This window comes from Luteibacter sp. UNCMF331Sha3.1, assembly GCF_900109915.1.
In the GTDB taxonomy this organism is placed as follows: Bacteria; Pseudomonadota; Gammaproteobacteria; order Xanthomonadales; family Rhodanobacteraceae; genus Luteibacter.
In genome coordinates, this window is record NZ_FOBU01000003.1 from 193,002 (window position 1) to 214,620 (window position 21,619).

The following is a 21,619-nucleotide window of genomic DNA, read 5'->3' on the forward strand; positions in this document are numbered from 1 at the left end:
GCTTCAAGGGGTATTTCGATGAGCGGGGATCTCGTTCCACTCTCGGGCATGCTGCCCGCACTGGTCGGCGAAGCACGCCGACGCCGGCTGGCGATCGGCGTGATATTCGCCGCCATCGCGTTGACCGCGCTCGCCGTGGGCGCGGCCTGGCCGAAGAAGTACGAGGCGTCGACGACGATCCTCGCGCAGGAAGCCAGCATCATCACGCCGTTGATGGAAGGCGCGGCCGCCGCCACCGGCAACAAGAATCGCGCGGGCATCGCACGGGACGTGATCTTCAGCCGAAAGGTGCTGGACGAGGTCATGGCGACCGGCGGCTGGCTCGCCGGCAATCCGTCGCCGATCGAGCGCGACAAGATCATGGACGGGATCAAGGCGCGGACGAAGATCGTCAACAACCGCGAGAACCTGATCACGATCAGCTACTTCGACTCCGACCCGAAGCGCGCCTTCGAGGTCACGCGTGCCTTCGGCCAGTTGTTCATCAGCGAGAGCCTCGCTTCCAAGCAGCGCGAGAGCCGCGAGGCTTACGAGTTCATCAACAGCCAGGTCGAGGCGTATCGCACCAAGCTGACCGACGCCGAGGACAAGCTGAAGGCCTATCGCGACGCGAATGCCGATGCCCGGCCGGGCAGCGAGACCGACACCAACGCGCGCATCAGCCAGCTTCGCACGCAGATCGAAAACAACCGCATGGATTACATGCAGAAGCAGTCGCAGGCCGCCGCACTCTCGTCGCAGCTCAACGGCGAGTCCGAAGTGAATGCCGTGCAGACCGTCGGCGGTATCTACGCGACCCAGCTCGCGGACCTCCAGGGCCAACTCAGCAAGCTCCTGCTCAACTACACCGACGACTACCCGGACGTGGTGCGCCTGCGCCACCAGATCGAAGACCTGCGCAAGCAGGCCGCGGTCGCCGATGCCCAACGCGCCTCGGGTGGCGCCATACCGCTCGACCATGCGGTGACGATGAACCCGGTCTACCAGCAGATGCGCCTGCAGCTCTCGGCGGTGCGCAGCGACGCGGCGGCCAGTGCGGCTCGCGTGGGGGCCAGCGAAGCGATGCTGCAAGGCGAGCTGGAGCGCAGCAAGCGCATCGCGAATTCCGAAAACGTCGTGGCCGAGTTGACGCGCGATTACACCGTGAATCGCGACGTCTACCAGGACCTGCTGAAGCGTCGCGAGAACGCGCGCGTGTCGATGAACCTCGACGCGGAGCAGCGCGGCCTCACGTTCCTCGTGCAGAACCCCGCCATGATGCCGCTGGTGCCTTCCGGCCTGCGTTTCATGCACTTCGGCCTGGCCGGTCTCGCGCTGTCGCTGGCGATTCCGTTCGGCCTGCTTTTCGCGGTCGCACGGTTCGACCCACGCGTGCGGTCCGTCGCCCAGCTGGAACGTGCCACGGGTTTCCCCGTGCTCGCTTCGGTGCCGTTCTATCCGACCCCGCGCGATCGCCGCCGCACCCAGCTGCAGAACATGACCATCACCCTGATGGTGTTCGGCGTCGGTGCCGTGTACCTCCTGGTGTTCTGGTTGAGGATGAAAGGCTGACCCATGAACAAGATGGCTGCTGACAATATCGAGTTCGACGACATGGCTTCCGGCCGTCACGGCGATGCGCATACGGCGCCCGGCCACTCCATCGCGCGCATGCGCGAGGAAGGCGGTGCGCTCGCCCCGATCGACTGCGAGCGCAAGCGCCTCATCCACCGCGAAGACTCCGTGCGACAGCATTCCGACGCCTTCCGCGGTATCCGCACGCGGCTGCTCGAGATGGCGGGAGAGAACAACTTCGTGACGCTCGTGGTCGCCGTGAGCCCCCGGTCGGGGAGTAGCTTCGTGGCCCGCAACCTGGCGACGGCGTTCGCATTCGACGAGTCGAAGACGAGCCTGCTGGTCGACTGCAACCTGCGCTACCCGAACCAGCACAAGGCGTTCGGCATCGAGCCGCGTTCGGGCGGTCTCATCGATTTCCTCGAGCATCCGTCGCGAGGCATCGCATCCATCATGTACCCCACCGGGGTGCCGCGCCTTCGCCTGATCCCGTCGGGCAAGTCGCGCGAGAACAGCGGCGAATACTTTTCGTCGTTCCGCATGCGCGCGGTGCTCGATTCGCTCCGCTGCCGCTATCCCGACCGTTATCTCTTCCTCGACGGCCCGCCTATCAAGGGCTCGCCGGACGCGCGGATCCTTTCGGACCTCGCGGATTTCGTGGTGATCGTCGCCGGCTACGGGCGCGACACCCCCGCCGCGATCAACCAGGCCATCGCCAATTTCGACCCCGCCAAACTGGCGGGCGTGGTTTTCAACCAGTCACCGTGAGTTCGCGGCACCGGCGGTCCACGACCGGCAGGCGTGGCGTCGCGGGGGAAGAAGGAGGGACCATGCCGGCATCGTCCAGGCTCGCCCGCGCGATCGTGATCGCGCTTTCGGTGTCACCCGCCGTGACCGTGGCGGGCACGCTCGATTATTCGCTGTACGCGGGGCTGGAGCACAGCAACAACATCGCGCTCTCGTCGAATAACCCGATGAGCGACAACGTGTTGACGCCCGGCGGCACCTTCCGCTTCACGCAGATGGGCTCCACGTTCCAGGCCAACGTCGCGGGTACGTTCGAATACCGGAAGTACCTGAAGAACAACTTCGACTCGCAGGCGCAGACGCAGCTCGCGGGGCAGGGCAACTGGACCATCGCGCCGGATCGCCTCGACTTCTCGATCGAGGATTATGCCGGGGTGCAGCCGGTCGACCAGCTGGCCAGCGACTCGCCGGACAACCAGCAGCAGACCAACGTCCTCGTGCTGGGACCGACGCTGCGCATGCGCTTCGGCAACGCCGCGCGCGGGCAGTTCGAGCTGCGCTACATCAACAGCTACGCGTCGCGCGTGGACGATTTCGACTCCTCGCGCGGGATGGCCGCGTTTCGCGTCTACCGCGACCTCAATCCGACCGACCAGCTGTCCGCTAACGTCGAGTTCCAGCGCGTCGACTGGGACCACCAGCCGTCCGACGCGAACTACGACCGGAAGGAAGCCTTCCTTCGCTACACGAGCACGCTGGCGCACTTCGATGCCGACGTGATGGTGGGCGGCACCCGGCTCGAGTTCAACGGAGGCCGGAACACGTCCGCGCCGCTGGTCCGCATGCAGGTCGGCTGGCAGCCCACGCCGCGGAACGCGTTCACGGTGTCGGGCGTTTATCAGTACGCCGATGCCGCGCAGGACATCATCACGACGCCTGGCGCGTTCGCGACCGGGGATGTCGCCGACCGCACGCAGGTGATCGATCCGTTCGGTGGTGGAAACAGCTTCGGCAACGGCGGTTTCGGGACCGGCGGGAGCGGCATCAGCACGGGCAGCGCCGTCATCGGTTCCGAGGTGTACAAGGAGAGGCGCGTCGAGGCCACCTGGAACTGGCGGTCGGAACGCGTCACGCTCACGGTCTCGCCGTCGTTCAACAAGCTCCGCTACATCAACGACGGCACGTTCAACCAGACCGATCGGGGTGTCAGCGTGGGTATCGGCTATCGCCTGCGTCCCACGCTCACCCTCAGCGGATTCGCCACGGCGGACAAGGTCAGATACGACTCGTTCGACCGCAAGGACAGCACCGTGCGCCTCGGCCTCGACCTGCGCCAGCAGGTCGACCAGCACTGGAGCTGGCACGTGTCGGCGGCGCGCGATCGCCGCAACAGTACCGCCGTCGGCCAGGACTATCGCGAGACGCAGATCTTCGTCGGCGTGGTCTACAGGAGATGAACATGCGTTCCGATTCCGAGATGCCGTTCTTCTTCGGCGCCAACGGTGGCGTTTTCGGCATGTACCACGCGCCGGCCATGCCGGCACGCCGCGCCGTGCTGATGTGCCCGCCGCTGGGTCAGGACCTGATCCGGTGCCACCGTCTCTACCGGCAGCTGGCGCAGGCGCTGGCCTCGCAAGGTCTTGCCGTGCTCCGCTTCGACTACCACGGCACGGGCGACTCCGCCGGCGCCAGCGCGGATGTCGACTGGGTCCGCTGCGTGGAGGATGCCGTGCTCGCCGCGGACGAACTGCGGAAGAGGGCGGGCGTGGAGCGCGTCGTGGCGTTCGGCGCCCGGCTCGGAGGCAGCGTCGCGCTCGCCGCGGCGGGCCGCGCCCGTTTCAGCGAAGTCATCGCGTGGGACCCCGTGCTCGACGGCGCCGACTACGTCGACGCGCTGGACGCCATGCAGGCCGCGCTGCGCGAGGATGCCGAGCGCTTCAATAGTCCGCGTACCCACGCGGACGTCGCCGAGCAATGGCTCGGGTTCGACATCGGCGAGGGCCTGCGCCGCCAGCTTTCCTCGTTGATGGTCAGCGGCGTCGACGTCCCGACGCTGGTGCTCGACTCGACGTCCGCCACGCCGGGAGCGCAGTGGGAGCGCATCGTCACGTCGCGCGGTCGCGTCGCGCCGATCTCGCCGCCGACGCCATGGAACGACCTGCGGCGACTCGAGGCGGCCATTCTTTCCCAACCGCTCATCCAGGCCGTTACGGGCCGGCTGAAGGAGACCGCATGATGCGCGAGGAAGCCCATCGATTCGGCCGTGGGAGCCACCTCGTCGGCGTGGCCGGCGTGCCCACCGGCACGCGCGGGGAAACCGGCGTGATCGTGCTCAACGCGGGGCTCGTCCACCGCATCGGCCCCTTCCGCCTGCACGTCGAACTCACCCGCCAGTTGAACGAGGCCGGTTACCCGACGTTGCGGTTCGATCTCTCGACCCTCGGCGACAGCGCCGCGACGGGCGGCGGCATGACGCGCACGCAGCAGGTCTGCGCGGACGTGGACGACGCCATGAAGCTTTTGCAGGAGCGGGCCGGCTGCGAGCGCTTCGTGCTCGTCGGCCTCTGCTCCGGCGCGCAGAACGCGCACATCGTCGCGGCGACGGATCCCCGGGTCTCCGGCGCCGTGTTCCTCGACGGCTACGCGTACCGCACGCTTGGGTACAAGCTGCGTCATTACCTGCCGCGGATGATCGATCCCGGTCGCTGGGCGCGGCTCCTGCGCCGCGGCGCGGGCGGTCGCGGCAGCGAAGCGAACGCCGCGCCGGAGCCGGTGTTCGCCGTGGCACCGGCGCCACGCGACGAAGTCATCGCCGACTTCACCGGCATGGTGTCACGGGGCATGAAGCTCTACCTCGTGTACACGGGTGGCATCAGCACGCACTTCAACCACGCGCGGCAGTTCCGCGAATGCTTCGGCAACGTGATGTCGCATCCGTCGGTGACGACGCGTTACGTCGGGGAGACCGACCACACGTACATCCTCACCGGTGACCGGGCGCGATTGCTCGACGGCATCGGTGGATGGCTGACGCGCAATTTTCCTCTGGCGACCGCCGGGAGGCACGCATGAAATCCATCCTGGTCACGGGTGGCGCCGGCTACATCGGTAGCCATACCGTCCAGCAGCTCGTCGAGCGCGGCGAGCGCGTGGTGGTGATCGACAACCTCTCCACCGGTTTTCGCGAGGCCGTGCGCGGGGCGTCGTTCGTCGAAGGCAACGTGGGCGACGCGGATCTCGTCTCGCGCGTGCTCGAGGCGCACGACGTGGACGCGGTGCTGCACTTCGCCGCGCACACCGTCGTGCCGGAATCGGTCAGCGATCCGCTGAAGTACTACGGCAACAACACGGGCAATACCCGCAATCTGCTCGCGTGCTGTGCCCAGGCCAGGGTCGACAAGTTCATCTTCTCGTCCACGGCCGCGGTCTACGGCAGCACGGCCGCCGGCATCGCCGACGAGAACACGCCGACGCTGCCGATCAATCCCTACGGCATGTCGAAGCTGATGTCCGAGACGATGCTGCGCGACTGGTGCGCCACGGGCGCGATGCGACACGTGATTCTTCGCTATTTCAACGTCGCCGGGTGCGATCCGCTCGGGCGCATCGGGCATTCGACGCCCCAGGCCACCCTGCTGGTGAAGGTCGCCTGCGAGCACGCGGTGGGCAAACGGTCGCACATCTGCATCTATGGCACCGATTACGACACGCCCGACGGCACGGGCGTGCGCGACTTCATTCACGTCGAGGACCTGGCCGCGGCGCACCTGCGCGCGCTCGATCACCTGCGTGACGGCGGCGAGTGCCTCACGCTCAACGCGGGTTACGGTCACGGTTACAGCGTGCGCGAGGTGATCGAGGCGGTGGGCCGCGCAGCCGGAAGGCCGCTAGACGTACGCGAGCTGCCACGGCGCGCCGGCGACATTCCGCACCTGATCGCCTGCAGCGACCGGCTACGCGATCTGCTGGGCTGGCGTCCCCATTACGACGACCTCGACGTCATCGTGGGCACCGCGCTCTCGTGGGAACACCACCTCGCCGGCACCGCATATCCGACCGCGTCGGTGGCATGAACGTCCGTTCGCACGTGTTCGCCCGCAAGCGTCGGCTCGTCCTGCACGACGACGGCCCGTCGACGTCGCCCCTGGCCCGTCACGTCCTCGTCGTGCTGGCATGGCTGCTCGCGCTCGCGGTACTCACGTTTCCCGCGCGGTCCCACGCGGCGAACGACGGTCCGGCGAGCCAGACCATCGAGGTGCATCGCGTCGCCGGCAAGGGCGACGTGCTGCCCGTCACCGTCGGTATCCCGTTTCCGCCGGGCGTACTCCATGACGCAGGCGAGCTTCGCATCGTGGACGCGCAGGGCCGCGACGTCCCGGTATCGGCGACGTCGACACTCACCTGGCATTTCCGCGACGGGAGTGTCCGGGCGGTTCGCGCGCAGTTCCGCGCACCGCCCGGCACCTATCGCTTTACGGTCGGTGCGAAGCGCCCGTCCCCGATCGCCGGCTGGCCGTACCAGGATGGCCTCGTCGACGGCCGGCTGGCCGCGCTCGCCACGCTGACGCCGCAATGGCTCACCGCGTCGCTCATCGCCGGGCCGCAGTCGGTCGCCGCTCGCGACGAACCTTACGCCCGTTATGTCGACGGGCAGTTCCGCTGGGCGCGCGCGTTACCGAAGGCCGACACCACTGCCTGGCTGTTCGATCGCCCGACCACGCTGTTCAACGCCTACGTGCGCACGGGGCGGGCCGATTACCTCGAAGCCGCCGAAGACGGGTATCGCTGGTACATGGCGGGGATCAAGCGCGATGGCGTACCCGTGAGCCCGTCGTGTGCCGGCGGCTGGGTCCCGGACGGCAAGCCGTGCGACGTGAAGTACGTCTACATCGAGCCGGTGCTGCTCGCGGTGGCGCTGACCGGCGACGATTCGATGCACGACGCCGCCACGGTGGCGAAGATGGCCGACCTCTGGCACTCCGGCGGCTGGAACGCCGCGCCCGGTCCCTACCGGACACCGCACGATTACTTCACCGAGCGCCTCGCGGGTCTCGGGCTGCTGCAGACCGTCGCCGCGTATGAACTGACCGGCGAGGCGCGTTATCGCGAGCGCATCGTGGCGCGCGTCGGCTGGCTGTACGACCAGCAGCGCGCCAATCCGGATGGCCTCGGCGACGACGGTTCGTGGCGCAACAGCTGGAACGTGCACGAGAACGATCCGGATGGCGGCAACGACGTGCGCGGGGCATCGCCATGGATGAGCGAGAACATCGTCGATGGCCTCTGGCATGCGTGGCTGGTGACGGGCGATACGCGCATTCCGGGGATGATCGTCGACTTCGGCGGCTACCTCGAACGCTACGGGTGGATCGACCCGAAGTTCCTCGTCTCGCCGCACGACTGGCGCAACGGCTGCTCCGGGCCGGGTGGGCAGATCGCGTGGTACTGGTCGTCGTCGCATGCCGGCACCGACGCGCTCATGAAGATCCAGGAAAGCGAGGGCTGGTACAGCGACGGGCACACGGTGGAACTGGGCCTCCCCGTGGCGGCGGCATGGTATTTCGAAACGGATCCGGCACGTGCGGCGGCCCTGAAGAAACGCTTCGCGGCCATCGCCGCGTCGTACAGCCCGGAATGCGCCGCCATCTCGGACACGCTTCGCCGTTTCAACTGGAACAACCGCGGTGCCGGCGTCGCGCAGTGGATGATGGCGCAACCGGCAGGGGCGGGACGAAAAGCCGGTCCCGACGCGGCCGGCGCCGGGCATCCGTCGCGCGCGAGCGGGTCCGCCGCGGGAGCGTCGCCATGAACCGGCGCGTCGCGGTGTTGCGCAGTATCGGCATCGTCACGGTGTCGACCTATATCGAGTACGCCCTCGGGCTCCTGATGAGCGTGTGGATCGCGCGTTCGCTCGGCCCGTCCGACTTTGGCCGCTACGCGTTCACCGTGTGGCTGTGTGGCTGGCTGATCGTATGTTCCAACCACGCGTTGACGACGTCGTCCACGAAGTTCATCGCCGAAGCCGACGGCATGGGCGACCCGGGGCTGGCGTCCCACCTCGCGGCGCGGTTCTCCCGCATCCAGACGTGGAGCTCGCTGGTCGTGATCGTGCTCTTCGTCGCGGTGGGCTGGCTGTTCCGTCCGGCGGAATGGGACCAGTCGCTGCTGCCGATCATGGGGCTCGTCGTCGTGGCGGTCGTGGCCAAGGCGAACTACGCGATGCTCGTGGCGATCGGCAAGGGGCAGGAACGCTTCGAGCCCGAAGCCGTCGCGACGGTGGCGGGCGGTATCCTCGGCATGCTTCTCGTGCTCGCCGCGATGTTCATGCATGCCGGTCTCGTCACGTTCGTCGCGCTTTTCGCGGTGGCCTGCCTCGTGCTCAACCTCATCAACCGCTTCGCTTACCGCCGCTGCTGCCGGCCGTACGAGAGCGGTCCGATTCCCGAATCCGTCGCGCGGCGCGTCAACCGGCACCTGCGGCTGACCGCGGCCCTCGTGCTGATGGGATCGTTCCGTGTCGGCACGATCGAGGTCTTCCTGCTGAACACGTTCACGGGTTCGGTCGCGGTGGGTTATTTCGCGATCGCCGGCACGCTGACGCGCGGCGCGGTGCAGCTCTTCTCCGTCGGGCTCACCTCGACCCTGCTGCCCTACATGGCCAAGACCTATGGCGAGAGCGGCACGGCGCGCGCCGCACGGTTCCTGTCCGAGGCGACCCGCTTCTACTGGGCGGTCGGCATCGCCATCGCGGGGCTCGGACTCGTCACGACGCCCGAGATCGTTCGCCTCATGTACGGCACGCGTTACGTCGCCGCCATCCCGGCGATCGAAGCCACGCTGGTGCTCGGTGGCCTCCTGCTGATCGGCAATGGCATCGCCGCCTTCCAGACGGTGGTCGATCGCCAGGACGATCGCATCCGCATCGCCGTCGTCGCGCTCACGGCGAACGCGATCCTCGGTATCGCGCTCATCCCGCCGCTCGGGCTGGCCGGCGCGGTGCTCACGTATGCCGGCGCGCGCATCGTCGAGATGGCGCTGGCCGTGCATTACCTGCGGAAGGCGACCAGCGGCGGTCTCCCGGTCGCCGCCATGTCGCGCCTGTTCGTCGTGGGCCTCGTCGCCACGCTGGCGGCGTGGGCCGCGACGGAAGCCACGCCGTCGCGCATCGGGTTCCTCGTCGGGGTCGCCGTGTTCTGCGTGATCTACGTGCCCGGCAGCATGCTCGTGCGCTACTGGACGGACGACGACCTGACGCTCATGTCGGGCATCGGTCGTCGCCTGGGACCACCGGGGCGCTTCGTCGCCCGTCTCCTCGATGCCGTCCACCCACCGGTGGCGAAGGCGAATCCATGAACTACGTCTCGTCGACCCTCCATACGCTGGAAGCCCTGGCCGCGCTTCGCGACGAGCTCGCGCACGTGGCAGAGCAGCACGCCGCGTCCAGCGGCATCGTGCAGCATCCGGACTGGCTCGCCTACGAAGTGTCCAGCCGGCGCGACGGCACCCGCCCGCATGTCGTGGTCGTGCGCGACGGAACGGGCAGGGTGGCCGGCTACGTGCCGTTGTTGTCCATCGACCACACCGCGCGGCTCGATCTCGCCGGGCGTCGCGTGAGCGTGTATCGCGGCGCGGCGCTGCGCCTGCTGGGGGGCGGCGTGGTGGCGTCCGAGGCCGAACGCGCGACCGTCGAACTGGTGGCGGCACGCCAGCTCGCCGGCGATCCGGATGTCCGCGTGCTGCGCATCCAGGAGGCCGACCTGCCGAACCGTTTCGCGGCGATCCTCTCCGCGGGCGGCGCCATGCGTGTCGTGCCCGCGCACCTGCTCGACCAGGTGCACTGGTCGATCGATCCGCAGGCCTCGTCGGCGTCGTGGCTCGACGCCATGGACAAGAAGAAACGCACGGATCTCACGCAACGCGTGGGACGCGCCTATCGCAAGCTCGGTGGCGACGCCGCCCTGCATACGTTCGACCGCGCCGAGGACATGCCGCGCTACTGCAGCCTGATGAATGTGCTGTACGCCCGGACCTGGCATCACGACGATCTTCCCACCGACTGGGAGGCGCCGGAGCGCGTCGCGCTGTTCCAGCGCCTCGCGGCCGCCGGACAGCTGATCGGCCACCTCGTGCTTCGCGACGGTCGCCCGCTCGCCTATGTCCACGGCTACCGCGTGGCGGGGACGTATCTGGTCGACGATCTGGGTTACGACGATGAGGTCGCGAAGGTCGGTATCGGCTCCGTGGCCGTGTTTCAGGCCGTGCGCGCGTTGCTCGACCGCTACCCGGGCGAGCGGATCAGCTTCGGCTACGGGGACAACCAGTACAAGCGGCTGCTTTCGACCCGATCCGAGCCGTGCGGATCGCTTTACGTGGTGCGTCCGACCCGGTCGACCGCTGGCTTTCGCGTCTACGGGCCGGTGCGCTGGCTGTACCGCGGCCTCCATCGCGTGCGCGCCGACCTCCGTGCGCGACGGGCAGGCGACGTGACCAGCGCGTCGTCGTGAACACGCGCCTCGGCCGGACGGCCTAGGCCCACGTTGGATGGGAAATCGCGTGGCGAGGGCGCAATCTCGCCGGTATCCACCACCTTTCGGGGAACCCATGAACGCGCACGTCGACGCTCGTCCCTACCAGGAAGCGACGGCACGGATGCCACTGCTCCGCACCATCCTCGAGGCGCGGTACAAGCGCCGGTTCTTCGCTCACCGCGAACTCGCCTATCACCTGTACCGTGGCGCCTACCGCACGTACGACGAAGCCCAGGCGAGCATTCCCGCGGCGAGCACGAGCGGCTACGACAACGCGGAATCCGCCGATCTCTATCGCGAGCGGACGCGCCGCATCTTCATCAACGACTATCCGATGATCCACTGGCTCGGCCGTTTCTTCGCGGAAGGCGCGAAGGACGTCTTCGACGTCGGTGGGCACATCGGCATCGCGTATTACGCCTACCAGAAGTATCTCGCGTATCCCGCGGGCCTTCGCTGGTCGGTGATGGACGTGCCGGCGGTGAACGCCGCCGGCGAGCGCTGGGCGAAGGAACACGATCCGTCGGGCCGCCTGCGCTTCGCGGACGACATATCGGGCGCCTCGGGGGCGGACGTGCTCTTTGCCGCGGGTTCGTTGCAATACCTGAGCTATTCGCTCGCCGATGCGATCGCGGCCATGCCAACCCGGCCGAGGTTCCTGCTGCTCAACTCGGTGCCGGTGCACATGCGCGAGTCGTATTACACCGTGCAGAACATCGGCACGGCCTGCTGTCCCTACCACGTGACGGCGGAGCGCGAGTTTCTCGGCGGCCTTTCGTCACTGGGTTACGAGCTGCAGGACCGCTGGGAGAATCCGCAGCGCTACTGCATCGTGCCGTTCCATCCGGAGCTTTCGCTCGACCGGTACTTCGGGTTTGCGTTTCGGTTGAGGTGACGGCTCGGCTTCGCCATCGCGTTCGGTTTGCGCTGTCGCGAAGAGCCGTCGGCCGCCGCCCTCGGCGCTCCGGGCTTCACCGTCGCTTGGGGAAGGATGCCGCTGCGCGGCCATGTTCGATGGCTGACGCCCCTGCGCGCCCGCGCGGCGAGCGGGGGTTTTCGACTCGGCTCCTGCCTCGACGAAAACGGCCGGCCATCCGGGCCGGCCCCCTGCGGGCCTGATCCGCTCGCCGCGCTCGGTTGCGCAAGTCGCGCCGAGGGCGGCGGCCGACGGCTCTGCCAACCGGCGAGGCAAGCTGCCTGTGTAGGAGCCGCTATAGCGGCGAGCTCGTGTGGGAGCGGCCTTGGCCGCGATAGGTGCTTGCCGCAAGCACCCATCGCGGCCGAGGCCGCTCCCACAAAAGTGCGGCGGCGAGCACCCATCGCCAGCAGGCTGGCTCCCACCTGGCGGTAGTCGTCTTGTCGCCAGCCGGCGCCTCGGCGGTGGGCGAGGCAAGCAGTTTGGTAGGAGCCGCTATAGCGGCGAGCTCTTGGCTTTATGTGGGAGCGGCCGAGGCCGCTCCCACAGGAAAGCAGCCGAAGGCGTCGCGCGCTGCGGTCAGAGGACTTGCCACACGGCTGCTTTTCCCACCCGGCGCCTCAACGGTCGGCAGAGCCGTCGGCCCTCACCCTCGTCGCGACTTCTGGAGGCGAGGGATTCGCGCGGAAAAGGCCCGAAGGGGGCCGGCCTGGACGGCCGGCCGTTTTCGTCGAGGCAGGAGCCGAGTCGAAAACCCCCGCGCGAAGCCCGTGCGCGCCGGGGCGCAGCCATCAGACACGGCCGCGCAGCGGCCTCCTTACCCAAGCGACGCCGGAGCTCGGAGCGGCGAGGGTGAGGGCCGGCGGCTCTTCGCGGCACGCGCAAGCCAAACGCGACGGCGAAGCCGAGCCGTCAGCAAGCGACAACCGCATCCCCGACCACGACCTTCCGCGGCTTACCGAGCTCGAAGTCGCGATACAGGCCAGGATCCCCCGTCATGCCGGCTTCCGCCGCCTTCGCGATGTTGTACATCTCGCGGGCGGTCACGTAATGGAGCACGTAGCGCTTGCCGTCGTTGTAGGCCGATTCGAGATACGTGTGCATGTCGTCCACCGGCTTGCCGAGCAGCGTGTCCATGTCGCGCTCCTGCGTGCCGTGGGTATGTACCTTCACGAACACCCACTCCGGACGGCCTTCGACGTGGATGCCCGTGCGCACCCACTGGTCGACACGTGTCGTCGACGGCGGACAACCGCGCCGGACATCGGCGTTCTCGATGCGCGGAACGATGCCGAAGCGGCGATCCTTCCAGTTGAGACCCAGCGGTCCCTGGATGATGAGCAGGTCGCCGGTGGGCTTGCCGCCGACGCGCATGGGCACGCCGGTGTCGTGCGACTTCGGCTTGTGCGGATCGTCGGTCGCGTAGTAGATCGCGTTGGAAAGGCGCGTCTGCGTGTCGCTGGGCGCGGAGGGCAGGGTGAAGTCGGCGTAGCAGCCCAGTTCGCGCAGGAGGACGAGTTCGTTGTCGATGCCGCACCAGCGGCCGTCGGCGCGCGAGTTGTCGAGGCACCAGTTGCCGTGGATGAATGCGAAGCGCAGCTGGCCGGTGACGGGATCGCGCGGCAACGCGCCATGCTTCTCGTGCAGCAGGCGGTTGAAGCGGTCCATGGTGACGACGAAATTCTCGGGCGTATCGTTGTCGTGGTGCAGGTGGATCTCGATCTCGCCGAACCCGTCGGCGCAGAGCGCGGCGATCTTGTCGAGGTGTTCCTCGACGTATTCCTCTTCGGGATAGAAGAAGCTGTGCTGCGGCACGACGCCGTCCGCGTCGCGGTGGCGCGAGGCGAGCGCGCGGTATTCGACACACCAGCGGTCCACCCGCCGGCGCTGCGTGGCCATGTCCACACGACCCCAGTTGGGCTCGAAGTGGTCCACGAAACAGAAGAGCACGTGCACCGGACCTTCCGCTTTCGGCGGCGCCCGGCGCGTCAGGTAACCCCACAGCCAGTACTGCATGTTGCGCGCGCGGATGGCGACGGTGACCGCGACGGCGGCCAGCAGGACCAGGGTAAGCAGGGCGATGGCGATCACGCGGCAACTCCGTTCGGTACCAGCGTGAGCAACTGTTCGGCGTTGTTGCGCCATTGCCGCTCGCTGGCGATGTAGTGTCGCGCGGCGTCACCCACGCGCCTGCGTTCGTCGGCACGCTGGGCCAGTTCGAGCACGCGCTCGACGCAGGCCGCGGCGTCGCCCCGCGGGAACAGCCAGCCCGTGTGGCCATCGGCGATCACTTCGGCGACCGGCGCGTAATCCGGCGCGACCACGGCGACGCCCATGCCCATGAACTCGAACAGTTTCATGGGAGAGCCATAGTGGTTGGAATTCGGCAGGACGGCATAGTCCATGCAGGCGATCCAGCTCGCGACCTCGTCGTGCGGGACACGACCGGGCAGCAGCACGCGATCCGCCAGCCCTCGCGCCGCGATCAGCTCCCGCACGGCGGGCAGCGTCTTGCCGTCGCCGACGAGCACGAAGGCGAGGTCGGGCACCGCGTCGAGGCGGCTCGCGATGGCTTCCACGAAGCCGTCAACGCCGTGCCAGTGGGCGAACACCCCGATATGGCCGCACACGATGCGGCCGGTAAGGCCCCGCTCGGCACGCAGCGCGTCGCGGTCGAACTTCGCCGGATCGAAGCGCGGCAGGTCCACGGCGTTCGGCGAGACGACACTCGGCGCGATGTCGCCGTAGGCCTCGTTGGCCAGATCGCGGAAATACGTGGAGATGAAGACCAGTCCGGTGGCATGGCGCAGGCACCAGCCTTCGATTCGCCTTGCCAGCCGTTTCATCACCAGCGGCCTGACCCGTTCGACGAGCGCCGAGTCGTTGATCTCGAGCACCACGGGGATGCCGCGCCGGCGGGCCATCCAGATCGTGGCGAACAGGAAGAGCGAGTACCGCTCGTAGATCAGGCGGGGCGGTGCCGTGCGCCAGGCGCGTCGCATGCGCAGCATCGTCACGCCGTTGTAGAGCAGCTCCAGCAGTTCGAACACGACGCCGGGCAGGCGGCTGACGAGGCCTGCGAGGCGTCCGCGCGCGGGTGCGGTGGCGCTTTCGGTCTCGCGTTCCGGGTCGGCGCCGGGGAACGACATCACGTCGACGTCGTGACCGAGCTCGCGCAGCGCCCCGACGATGCCGCGAATGTGCACGCCTTCGACGTGGCGTCCGCGCGTGCGGTGATGGTAGAGGATCCTCACCGCGAGCTCCCCGGCAGCGCGGCGAAGCGCATCCCCTGCGACAGCCATTCGGGCAGCAGCACGTCGAGCGCGTCGGCCGCCTTGTCGCTGTCGTCGTGCATCAGCACGATGTCGCCCGGTGCGGGCGGATCGTTACGCAGGCGGTCGATGAGTGCTTCGACCGGCCGGTCCTGGTAGTCGAGGCTGTCGTACGACCAGTACACGAGGCTGCGCTTGCGACGGGCGAAGTGCGCGAGCAGCTGCGCGCCGACGTAACCGTGCGGCGGACGCATGCGATGGTGAGGCCGATCGTCGAAGAGCCGAAGCAGGGCATCGGTACGGTAGACCTCGTCCAGCTGCTTCGTCAGGTTCATGTTGTCGAACGACCAGTGGCTGTACGAATGATTGCCGATCATGTGGCCGTCGGCGACGATCCGCTGCACGATTTCGGGGTATTGCTCGATCTTCTCGCCCACGAGGAAGAAGCTCGCCTTCACCTCGTGCCGGGCCAGCGTATCGAGCAGTTTCGGCGTGTGCCCGGGCTCGGGGCCGTCGTCGAAGCTGAGGTAGCGCAACGCGGCGTCGCGCGTGCGCGTCATGACCAGCTTCTCGGGCAGCAACCCCAGAAGGTCCTGTTTTTTCGGTTTCCAGTTCATGCGTTCGCGCCAAGATGGGCCGGCGATCCGGCGGCGACACGGCCGAGCATGCGCTCCAACCGATCGATGTTCTCGTCCCAACGGAAGCTCGCGGCGTGCGCCGCGATCGCTTCCGCGTCGAAGTGGCGTTCGAAGGCCTCCACTAGCGCCACGCCCAGCTCGTGCGGCTGGTGCGCCGGCACGAGGATGCCCGCGTGCGGCGGGACCACCTCGGGAATGCCGCCCACGCTCGTGGCGACCACCGGCGTGCCGCACGCCATGGCTTCGAGCACCACGTTCGGCACGCCTTCGTTGTGGCTGGGCAGGCAGAGCACATCGGCGGCCACGAACCAGTCGGCCAGGGCGGCATGGTCGACCGCACCCGCGAAGCGCACGGCCGGCGCGCAGCAGAGCGAGGCGGCGCGGTCTTCGAGGTTCGCCCGGCACGGACCATCGCCGACGTAGATGAGGCGCGCGTCGTGGTGGCGCTTCACCAGCGTCGGGAAAGCCTCGATGAGGTCGTGGCATCCCTTGGTCGCCTTGAGGTTGCCTGCGTAGAGCACCAGGGGTACCTCGGGCGGTAGTCCCAGCCGCACCCGGGCCGCGCGACGGTCGCCGCGATGGAAGATACGGGTGTCGACGCCGTTGTAGATGGCTTCCATGCCGTCGGGTCGCGCACCGAGTGCGATCGCCTTCGCGGCGAGTGCCTTGCTCACCGCCAGCACGCCCCCCGCGCCGCGCAGCGCGGCGCGGATCTGCGGGCGGCGCAGGCGCGATTCCGCCTGCACGTTGAGGTCGCTGCCGTGCACCTTCACCACATAGGGAATGCCGAGCAGGCGGGCGACCCACGCGGCGCCGGCGGCATCCGGGTACGCCCAGCTCGCGAGCATCACGTCGTAGCGGGCGCGGCGGATCTCGCGGCCGCGCTGCCACATCATGCAGGCGAAGAAGCAGAACGCGTTGAGGAAGCGCGCGACCCCGGGCGGATGGTAGAACGTGAAGTAATCGGTGTGGACGCCTGGTACGCGCACGTCGTCGCGGCGTTCGCCCGCGCGCTCGCGGAAATCGACGGCGGTGAGCACGTCCACCTCGTGGCGTTCACCCAGGCGCTGGAACTGCTGGCGGTTGAAGGTGCCGCGCCGCGGATCCCATGGCGTGGGGAAGAGATTCGTCACGACGAGGACTTTCATGACGCGCGCTCCATGTCGCCGAAGTAGAGCTGCCCGTAACGCGCGGCCATGGCTTCCATCGACCCATGCGTCTCGACCCACGCGCGCGCGGCGCGCCCCATGGTGGAGGCACGATGCGACGCATGCAACAGGTCCAGGATCGCCGCGGCCAGTGCCGGCGGGTCGCACGGTGGCACCAGCCGCCCGGTCGTGTCGTCGCGGACGATCTCGGCGTTGCCGCCGACGTCGGTCGCCACGATGGGGAGGCCGGCGGCGCAGGCTTCCAGCAGCGCCATCGAATAGCCTTCGGTCACCGACGACAGCGCGAACAGGTCCAGCCCCTGCAGCAGGTCGCGAACGTCGTCGCGATCGCCGAGGAAATGGACGCAGCCGGCGACGCCTTCGTCGAACGCGCACGCGCGCAGGGTCTCGCGCAGTTCCCCGTCACCGATCAGTACCAGGGCGGTGTCCGGTCGCGCATGGCGCACGATGCGGAAGGCGCGGATCAGGCTGGCCTGGTCCTTGGCCCAGTTGAGCCGGCCCACGGTGCCGATGATCCGGGTGCCCGGGGGCACGCGGATCATCCGGGCGAGCCGCTCGTGCATGGTGTCGGACGCCGTGTCGAAACCGTCGAGCACGATGCCGTTGGGTACCACGCAGGTCTTGGCGGCCGGCGCGATGCCACGACGGACCGCGTCGGCGCGCGCGGCTTCGCAGACGGCGACCACGGCGTCGGTGGCCTTCAGCGCGCGGCGGAACAGCCACTCGCGACGCCCCGGCTTGCGCTGCGCGCCCATGCCGTGGCGCGTGTTGACGACCTGACGGATGCCCATGCCCGCGCTGGCGAGCACGGCCTGGTAGTGCGCCACCGCGTTATGGGTGTGCAGGATCTCGGTGTAGTGCGACGCCATGGCCTGGCGTGCACGACCCAGAGCGCGCAGGTCGAAACCCTTGCGCTTGTGGCAGGCGGTGACGGGCACGCCGAGACGATCGAGTTCGGTAGCGAGCGTGCCGCGCTCGAACAGGCAGACCACCTGCACCTTGTGGCCCTGCCGGTGCTGTTCCTTCACCAGGTCGAGCACCATGCGCTCGAGGCCGCCACGATTCAGGTTCTCGACGAAATGGGTGATGTTCACGAGGCCAGCTCCGAGACGGTGACGCGCAGCTTGCCGCTGCGGGTCAGCGGAATGTCGTCGACGAAATGGCAGTGCAGCTCGGCGCTGTCGCCCAGCACCTTGGCCACTTCGCGGCGGATGTAATCGAGCGATGCGTCTTCGAAGTCGCGTCCGCGCACGATCGAGAGGTCGAGCCGGTCGAGGCGGCGCTGCACGAGCTGGAAGCGCGCCAGTCCCGGTACGTCCTTCAGCATGTGCGGGAAGAATTCACCGGGGAGCACGTGCCCGGCGGGGGTGAGGATCGCATCGAGCTTGCGGCCGTCCACCGACGCGAGCAGCGGCAGGCCGCGACCGCAGGGACAATCGCCGGACGCATGCGTCGCCATGTCGCCGTTGACGTAACGGATGAACGGCATGCCGTAGTTGAAGAGATCCGTGATGGCGACTTCGCCGCTGCCGGTGGCCGTGGCCGCGCCGGTGGGGTCCAGCGTTTCCACGACCAGGTGATCCGCGTTCACGTGCAGGCCCTGGCGATGCTCGCACTCGGACGCGATCAGCATGAACTCGCGGCAGCCATAGGTGTTGAAGGTGGGGGCGCCGAACGCCTGCTCGATCAGTTCGCGCTGGAACGGGTGCAGCGCCTCGGCCGCGCCGATGATCGAGGCGGGGCGCGCGACCCGACGGCCATGGGCCAGCAGCCACTCGGCGAGACGGACCAGCGGTCCGACGTAGCCGACGATCACCTCCGGCCGGTACGCGTCGATCGCGTCGGCGTAATCGGCCATCGTGGATTCGCTCATGTGGAAGCTGTCGAGCAGCTTGCGCGCGAACACGGCGTTGTAGACGCGGTCCTTCATGCGATGCGCGGCGGTCTGCTCGCCGACGGGGCCGCCCCAGAGGAACACCGTGCGGCGGCCCATGCGCGACCCGGCCCAGCCGTAGCCGCGCCACATCACGGCGACGCGGCGGTCGTTGCTCTCGCGCGTGTAGCCGAACCTCAACGGCTCGCCCGTGGACCCGCCCGTGGCCTTGTAGCCGAGCGAACCGGCGAGCGATGTCGCCTTGAGATCGTCGGCATGGGCGCGGATGTCCGCCTTCGTCAGCACGGGGAGCTTCGCGTAATCGTCGAGGCTGCGGATGTCGCGCGGGGTGATGCCGAGCTGGCTCCAGCGGCGGCGGTAATACGGCACCTCGCGCCAGCACCAGTCGAGCAGGCGCTTCAGGCGCTCGAACTGCAGCGTGCGGATGTCGGCCGCGGCGAGCCACTGGTCCCGATCGTAACGCCGCATGTGGCGCGGCGTCTCGCGACGACGGAGCCCGCCCTCGTAGGCGGGCCAGATCACGTGGCGCAGAAGGGTTTCGTAGGTCTTCATGTGGTTCGCAGCAGGACGGCGACGAGGACGAACAGGCCGAAGACGCCGCACGCGCCCGCGGGCACCCAGCGCCAGCCGCCCTCGGAGAGGCGGAAGGTGGGAAGGTCGGGCCAGCGGCGCCGGGCACCGACGTAGTGCCCGGCGACCAGCGCGGCGATGAGATAGAGCACCACCATGTAGCTGCGGCTGAGGAAGAACGCCGCGGCGAACAGGCCGCAGAGCGACAAAAGGAGGGTGAGCGCCATCTGGCGCTCCGTGTTCCACGCCGCTTCGGTGGCGGCGTCGTCCGTGGCATCGCGATGGTGCCGCACGATGGACAGCATCATCCAGAAACCGTAGCCGACGAAGGCGATCCAGAGAACGAAGCCGATGAAGCCCGTTTCGGCGAGTACCAGCACGAACGAATTGTGGGCCGTGAGCTCGTTGTATTCCGTGAAGTTGCCGGCGCCCACGCCGAAGGCGGGGTTGTCGCGGAACATCTCGAGGCCGGCATACCAGGCGTCGACGCGTCCGGCGGCGGACTCCTCGCCCGCGTCCAGCTCGTCCATGCGGGAAGACAGCAGCTTCATGGCCGCGAGTCCGGCGATGCCCAGCGCGCCGGCCACCACGATGCCCTTGCGATACCAGAGATAACAACCGGCCACCACGAGCACCGCCAGCATCGCGCCACGCGAATTGGTCAGGTACGTGCCGTAGAGCAGCAGCGCCGCGGCGCCCAGCCACACCGCACGCATGGCACCCGCGCCGCGCCGGCCCAGGAAGATCGCCATGGGCAGCGTCGACGCGAAGAGCAGGCCGAGATCGTTGGGATCGTTGAAGATACCCACGTACTGGATGCGCCCCTCCTCGCCGAGCGGGATGCCGGTCCAGCCCATGCCCGTCTGCGCCTGCTCCACGCCGTGCAGCGCGAGCACCGCCGCGCAGAGGACGAAGACGGCCATCGCGATGCGCACGCGCTTCTGCGTGCTGCAGGCGGCGCCGAACACGAAGAAGGCGATCACCACCGGACCGAAGCGCGACAGCTCGTCGATGGCACCGCCGGTCCATCCGTTGGTCACCTGCGAGATCATGAGGATCAGCAGAAACGCGGGCAGGATGACGAACTGCGGCGCCTCGAAGGTCTTCTCCTTCGACACGAGCCATGCGCCGAAGGCCAACAGCAGCACCACGGGAAGGATGGGCACGGTATCGAGGCCCGGCACGTAGTCCTGCGGCCGGATGATCGTCAGCACCACGTAGAGGAGGATCAGGGCGAACATGTCTGCACCGTCGGGCCCGTGCTCTGGTGAGGAGCGGTGGGGTAGCTCATGAGCTGCGGCAGGGCGAGCATCGCGGCGAACCAGCCGGGCCCCATGTTGCTTTCCACCGGAAGACGATGCAGCGCATAGCGATTCTCGCTGGGCTCCGCGTTGGTGCCGCAGATGTAGCTGCAGGCGAGCTGGAAGCCGGCGTTGCGCGTCGCGGCGATCACGGCGTCGTTGTAGGCCCGGTCGCCGCCGACGGGATACGACATCAGCACCGCGGGGTTGCGCAGCTCGCGATCGAGCGTGGCTTTCGACTCGCGGACCTCGCGCTCCATGTCGTCGACCGGCAGGCGGGCGAGCATGCGGTGGTGCACGCCGTGAGAGCCGAATTCCAGGCCAGCCGCCTCCATCTCGCGGGCCTGTGCCCACGTCATGGGGCGGCAGTCGACGGGACGCGCGCTCGCGGAGGGCATGTTCCACTCGGCCTCGAGACGCTCGATCATCGCGGTCTGGCCGAAGGCGTCGAGCCACTTCATGCGCAGGAGCACGTTGCCGGCGATGCGTCGGCGCAGGGCGCGTTCGCGCGGAAGGGGCACGTCGATGCCGAGTTCCGGCAGCACGAGGCGCTGCGAGGCCGTCAGCAGGATCATGTGCACGAGCCAGTCGTACGCATACGGACGGCCGCTGTCGAGGTGGCCGGTGGACACGAAGAACGTGGCTGGCACGCCCAATTCGTCGAGGATCGGCGCGGCGATCCGGTAGTTGTCGTCGTAACCGTCGTCGAACGTCACGGCCACCGTGTCCGGCGGCAACGCCTCGCCCGCGTCGAGCGCCGCGACCACGTCGGTGAGCCGCATCGGGCGGAAGTACCTCTTGATCCGCATCATCTGCTCGCGGAATTCCGCGGGCGGCGTGCTGATGAGTTCCAGGTCGAACTCGTACGTCGACGGATCCGGCAGCGGCATCACGCGGTGGTAGGCGAGGATGCGCAGGTCGCGCTGCCACCAGGCACGCACGCGCTGCAGCGAGTGCAGGAGCCCGCTGGAATAACAGAGTTCGCCGAGACGGCCGCGGATACCGGGCGCGCCGCGCGTGGACATGGAGT

18 protein-coding genes are annotated in these 21,619 nt (G+C 68.3%); 10 read left to right on the forward strand and 8 right to left on the reverse strand.

The genetic code is table 11. The annotated features are described in order from the left end of the window. Window positions 1–18 precede the first annotated feature (18 nt). The 10 genes from BMX32_RS16575 (at window position 19) to BMX32_RS16615 (ending at window position 11,724) form a co-directional block, all read left to right on the forward strand. On the forward strand, window positions 19–1,551 hold the full coding sequence (locus BMX32_RS16575) for an XrtA system polysaccharide chain length determinant (RefSeq protein WP_089980858.1): 1,533 nt from the start codon (window positions 19–21) through the stop codon (window positions 1,549–1,551). A 3-nt stretch (window positions 1,552–1,554) separates the two neighbouring features. Then, window positions 1,555–2,322: a P-loop NTPase family protein gene (locus BMX32_RS16580; RefSeq protein WP_244511585.1), complete on the forward strand. Its 768-nt coding sequence runs from the start codon at window positions 1,555–1,557 to the stop codon at window positions 2,320–2,322. A 62-nt stretch (window positions 2,323–2,384) separates the two neighbouring features. Further along, the gene (locus BMX32_RS16585; protein WP_089980861.1) at window positions 2,385–3,758 is read left to right on the forward strand and encodes an outer membrane beta-barrel protein; all 1,374 of its coding nucleotides are present in this window, start codon (window positions 2,385–2,387) and stop codon (window positions 3,756–3,758) included. 2 nt (window positions 3,759–3,760) lie between these two features. Further along, window positions 3,761–4,537, forward strand: coding sequence for an alpha/beta hydrolase family protein (locus BMX32_RS16590; RefSeq protein ID WP_170843712.1), 777 nt, complete (start codon window positions 3,761–3,763; stop codon window positions 4,535–4,537). Further along, window positions 4,534–5,373 carry an alpha/beta hydrolase family protein gene (locus BMX32_RS16595; protein WP_244511586.1) on the forward strand — a complete coding sequence of 280 codons (840 nt, stop codon included), beginning with the start codon at window positions 4,534–4,536 and terminating at the stop codon, window positions 5,371–5,373. Before BMX32_RS16590 ends, BMX32_RS16595 begins: the two co-directional genes overlap by 4 nt. Further along, window positions 5,370–6,374 carry a UDP-glucose 4-epimerase GalE gene (galE, locus tag BMX32_RS16600; RefSeq protein ID WP_089980866.1) on the forward strand — a complete coding sequence of 335 codons (1,005 nt, stop codon included), beginning with the start codon at window positions 5,370–5,372 and terminating at the stop codon, window positions 6,372–6,374. Before BMX32_RS16595 ends, galE begins: the two co-directional genes overlap by 4 nt. Next, on the forward strand, window positions 6,371–8,110 hold the full coding sequence (locus BMX32_RS18750; RefSeq protein WP_170843713.1) for an AGE family epimerase/isomerase: 1,740 nt from the start codon (window positions 6,371–6,373) through the stop codon (window positions 8,108–8,110). Before galE ends, BMX32_RS18750 begins: the two co-directional genes overlap by 4 nt. Then, the gene (locus BMX32_RS16605) at window positions 8,107–9,654 is read left to right on the forward strand and encodes an oligosaccharide flippase family protein (RefSeq protein WP_170843714.1); all 1,548 of its coding nucleotides are present in this window, start codon (window positions 8,107–8,109) and stop codon (window positions 9,652–9,654) included. The genes BMX32_RS18750 and BMX32_RS16605 overlap by 4 nt, the downstream gene beginning before the upstream one ends. After that, entirely contained in the window at window positions 9,651–10,805 is a 1,155-nt protein-coding gene (locus BMX32_RS16610) for a GNAT family N-acetyltransferase (RefSeq protein ID WP_089980871.1), read from the forward strand. The genes BMX32_RS16605 and BMX32_RS16610 overlap by 4 nt, the downstream gene beginning before the upstream one ends. Before the next feature lie 97 nt (window positions 10,806–10,902). Next, window positions 10,903–11,724 carry a TIGR04325 family methyltransferase gene (locus BMX32_RS16615; protein WP_170843715.1) on the forward strand — a complete coding sequence of 274 codons (822 nt, stop codon included), beginning with the start codon at window positions 10,903–10,905 and terminating at the stop codon, window positions 11,722–11,724. A gap of 933 nt (window positions 11,725–12,657) precedes the next feature. Here the strand turns inward: BMX32_RS16615 and BMX32_RS16620 are convergent. Genes BMX32_RS16620 through BMX32_RS16655 form a run of 8 tightly spaced genes read right to left on the reverse strand, consistent with a single transcriptional unit; the run spans window position 12,658 to window position 21,614 of the window. Beyond that, on the reverse strand, window positions 12,658–13,836 hold the full coding sequence (locus BMX32_RS16620; RefSeq protein ID WP_170843716.1) for a hypothetical protein: 1,179 nt from the start codon (window positions 13,834–13,836) through the stop codon (window positions 12,658–12,660). After that, the gene (locus BMX32_RS16625; RefSeq protein ID WP_089980880.1) at window positions 13,833–14,999 is read right to left on the reverse strand and encodes a glycosyltransferase family 4 protein; all 1,167 of its coding nucleotides are present in this window, start codon (window positions 14,997–14,999) and stop codon (window positions 13,833–13,835) included. The genes BMX32_RS16620 and BMX32_RS16625 overlap by 4 nt, the downstream gene beginning before the upstream one ends. Further along, a complete protein-coding gene (locus tag BMX32_RS16630; protein WP_089980883.1) occupies window positions 14,996–15,634 on the reverse strand; it encodes a polysaccharide deacetylase family protein in 639 nt (212 codons plus the stop codon). The genes BMX32_RS16625 and BMX32_RS16630 overlap by 4 nt, the downstream gene beginning before the upstream one ends. Further along, on the reverse strand, window positions 15,631–16,803 hold the full coding sequence (locus BMX32_RS16635) for a glycosyltransferase (RefSeq protein WP_089980886.1): 1,173 nt from the start codon (window positions 16,801–16,803) through the stop codon (window positions 15,631–15,633). The genes BMX32_RS16630 and BMX32_RS16635 overlap by 4 nt, the downstream gene beginning before the upstream one ends. Then, window positions 16,800–17,918 (reverse strand): GT4 family glycosyltransferase PelF, encoded by a 1,119-nt coding sequence (pelF, locus tag BMX32_RS16640; RefSeq protein WP_089980890.1) that lies wholly within the window; start codon window positions 17,916–17,918, stop codon window positions 16,800–16,802. The genes BMX32_RS16635 and pelF overlap by 4 nt, the downstream gene beginning before the upstream one ends. After that, the gene (locus BMX32_RS16645; protein WP_089980893.1) at window positions 17,915–19,270 is read right to left on the reverse strand and encodes a phenylacetate--CoA ligase family protein; all 1,356 of its coding nucleotides are present in this window, start codon (window positions 19,268–19,270) and stop codon (window positions 17,915–17,917) included. Before BMX32_RS16645 ends, pelF begins: the two co-directional genes overlap by 4 nt. Continuing rightward, window positions 19,267–20,529, reverse strand: a complete 1,263-nt coding sequence (locus BMX32_RS16650) for an O-antigen ligase family protein (protein WP_089980896.1) — start codon at window positions 20,527–20,529, stop codon at window positions 19,267–19,269. The genes BMX32_RS16645 and BMX32_RS16650 overlap by 4 nt, the downstream gene beginning before the upstream one ends. Next, complete coding sequence (locus tag BMX32_RS16655; protein WP_244511587.1) at window positions 20,517–21,614, reverse strand: polysaccharide deacetylase family protein; 1,098 nt, start codon at window positions 21,612–21,614, stop codon at window positions 20,517–20,519. Before BMX32_RS16655 ends, BMX32_RS16650 begins: the two co-directional genes overlap by 13 nt. Window positions 21,615–21,619: the final 5 nt, after the last annotated feature.